Annotated in this window: 3 protein-coding genes; all 3 read left to right on the top strand. The window is 40.3% G+C overall.

The genetic code is table 11. From position 1 onward, the window contains the following. Positions 1-213: 213 nt before the first annotated feature. Entirely contained in the window at positions 214-489 is a 276-nt protein-coding gene (locus FTV03_RS17440) for a DUF4258 domain-containing protein (protein ID WP_180022349.1), read from the top strand. A 1-nt stretch (position 490) separates the two neighbouring features. Beyond that, a complete protein-coding gene (locus FTV03_RS17435; RefSeq protein WP_180022336.1) occupies positions 491-817 on the top strand; it encodes a hypothetical protein in 327 nt (108 codons plus the stop codon). 139 nt (positions 818-956) lie between these two features. Then, positions 957-2291, top strand: a complete 1335-nt coding sequence (locus FTV03_RS17430) for an ISNCY family transposase (protein WP_180042381.1) — start codon at positions 957-959, stop codon at positions 2289-2291. Positions 2292-2603 lie beyond the last annotated feature (312 nt).

The following is a 2603-nucleotide window of genomic DNA, read 5'->3' as shown; positions in this document are numbered from 1 at the left end:
TTATAATCATCGAAGAATTCAAAAGGGTTTGGGTTTTAAGACACCAAATCAAATGGCCGAAGACTTTTATAAGTTGGCTGCCTAGAATCTCCCAAGGGAAAGTCTCCTGATAATTCAGCGTATATCAAAGCTATTGGTAAGGCGGCAAAAGAAGTTGGAGGGAAAGTTTTAGGAAAAGAAGCTACAGGTGTTTTAGGTAGTCGCCATAATCAAATGAATCAGCCCAAGAATCCAAGTTATCAGCCAGTTCGGAATAATCCTACCAATATCGATGGTCGTAATTATTCCGGGCATGCTCTTGATAGGATGCAGGATAGAGGTATCATGCCATCAGTTGTAAAAGATACGATTAAAAACGGCTCTCAAACAGTAGGTACAAAATCTACCACTAACCATTATAGTCCAGCAAATAATGTCACAGTGGTAACTAATAAACGAGGCGATGTGGTTACAGTATCGCATGGGAAAATTGATGGTAAGGGAAAATAAAATGAATGAACTTTTAGAATTTGTACAGAACTATTCGAGACCCACAGAAACTCATTACCACTATGCTGAATTTACGAAAAATGTTGAAAATATTTACGATGGTTTTAAAGATAATTTCCCTATAGAAATGCAGGAGCAATTAGGTACTTTAATTTTCGATATGGAAGTAATAAATGGGTTAGCTTTATGCGATTGGGATTTAGCTAACAGACCAACTGAATGGAATGATTGGAATACTGATTATAAAGAAGATGCTGATAATTTAAAGAAACAACTTGTGAGTATCTTAACTGGGGTACAAAAAGAATATATAAGAATTTTAGACTAATTTTCTCTCCATTTAACATAATGGCTGTTATACGAAATCAAAATTGTAACTCCAAAATAGAAATGTCCGGTTTCTCCAAAGTAAAAATGTCCGCTTTTAGAATATGCACTTTTGCGATTTCCTTAGCGGACGGTTTGATATGTTGGTGTCTATGTCGGATAAAGAACTTAAACGATTGTCGGTCTTGCAGGAAATCTGCGATCAACGCATAACTCAATCCCAGGCTGCTCAGCTACTTCATATTTCAGAACGTCAGATCAGACGCTTACTGCAGAAATACAAAGCCCAAGGTCCAGTTGCATTAGCCCATGCCAGTCGTGGTCAACCGGGTCATCGTCGTCATGATGACTTGTTAAAATCAAAGTGCCTTTCCATTATTTCTGAACATCTGCTGGGCTTTGGTCCCACCTTGGCGCATGAGAAGCTCAACAGCATGTTTGACCTGAATATCCCTGTAGAAACGCTTCGGCGCTGGATGACGGCCAATGACCTGTGGATTCCGCGATCCAAGCGCCTGAAGCGTCCATATCAGCCACGTTATAACCGGGATTGCTTCGGTGAACTGATCCAAATTGATGGCTCATATCATGACTGGTTTGAAGGTCGAGCTGCAAAATGCTGCTTGTTGGTTTATATCGATGATGCCACTGGAAAGCTGTTGCATCTGCGCTTTTGTGAGGCTGAAACGACCTTTGACTACATGCTTTCAACCCGAGCCTACATTGAACAATACGGCAAACCTCTAGCCTTTTATAGTGACAAGCATTCGGTATTCAGAGTTAATCAGAAATCCAGGCAAGACAGCCAGATTACGCAATTTGGGCGGATTCTGAATAATTTGAACATCGATATTATCTTTGCCAACTCACCCCAAGCCAAAGGTCGTGTGGAACGTGCCAACAGAACCCTTCAGGACCGTCTGATCAAAGAGCTGCGCCTGGAAGACATCGGTTCGATTGCAGAGGCCAATATATGGTTACCCTGCTTTATTGAGCAGTTCAATCAGAAGTTCGCCAAATGTGCGCGAAACTCAAAGAACCTGCATCGGCCATTAACCGAATCTGATCTTGAACTGGATGATATTTTTACCTGGCAGGAACCGCGTAAGGTCACCAAGAATCTGACCCTGACCTATGACAAGTGTATTTATATGCTTGAACCGACAGAGCTGAATCATAAGCTTGTTGGGCAATACATTTCATTTCTGGAGTACCCGGATGGTACTGTGGCAATCATGCATGAAGGACGGAAGATCAACTATAGCGTCTTCAATAAACTGGCTGGACTACAGCAGAATGAAGTGGTTGAGAATAAAAGATTAGGTTCGGTCCTGGCCCATATCCAGCAGCAACATGAGGAATTGGAGAAACAGAATAAACGTTCCCGTCTCAAGAAAAGTATGCCAAGTCGTAAAGCTCAGAAAGCTGTTGTTGAACAAAGAAACTTAAATCCTGTGCTTGACTCTTGTGGTTAAAAACAGGACATTTTAAATGGTTTATCGCATAGACATTTTAATTGGTGAATAACAGCTTTTTAAAATATCCTTGTTTTTCAATAACTTAAAAATTATCACTCACCCCAAAAAACAGCAAAAAACCGACTTGGAAACAAGTCGGTTTCTTTTTAAGCAATTTTGATACTTCTTGCCAATAAAATTGATCAATATTTAATCAATTTGTCATTTTTCTCTGCGTTATCAAGACAGCGCTGGCTTAAATTATCCCCAATTTCTGCGGACAACTCTTGGGATAAAAATCCACCAATTTTGTACGCCTGAGCGCACATG

Origin of the sequence: Acinetobacter sp. YH12218 (genome assembly GCF_013417925.1) — a bacterium.
GTDB classification, from domain to species: domain Bacteria; phylum Pseudomonadota; class Gammaproteobacteria; order Pseudomonadales; family Moraxellaceae; genus Acinetobacter; species Acinetobacter amyesii.
The sequence above is the reverse complement of the archived record's forward strand: the minus strand, read 5'-3'. Positions and strand labels throughout refer to the sequence as shown.

Bases quoted from the DNA above. Each gene is read 5' to 3' on its own strand.
- FTV03_RS17440 (WP_180022349.1), top strand. From the start codon at position 214: ATGAATCAGCCCAAGAATCCAAGTTATCAGCCAGTTCGGAATAATCCT.
- FTV03_RS17435 (WP_180022336.1), top strand. From the start codon at position 491: ATGAATGAACTTTTAGAATTTGTACAGAACTATTCGAGACCCACAGAA.
- FTV03_RS17430 (WP_180042381.1), top strand. From the start codon at position 957: ATGTTGGTGTCTATGTCGGATAAAGAACTTAAACGATTGTCGGTCTTG.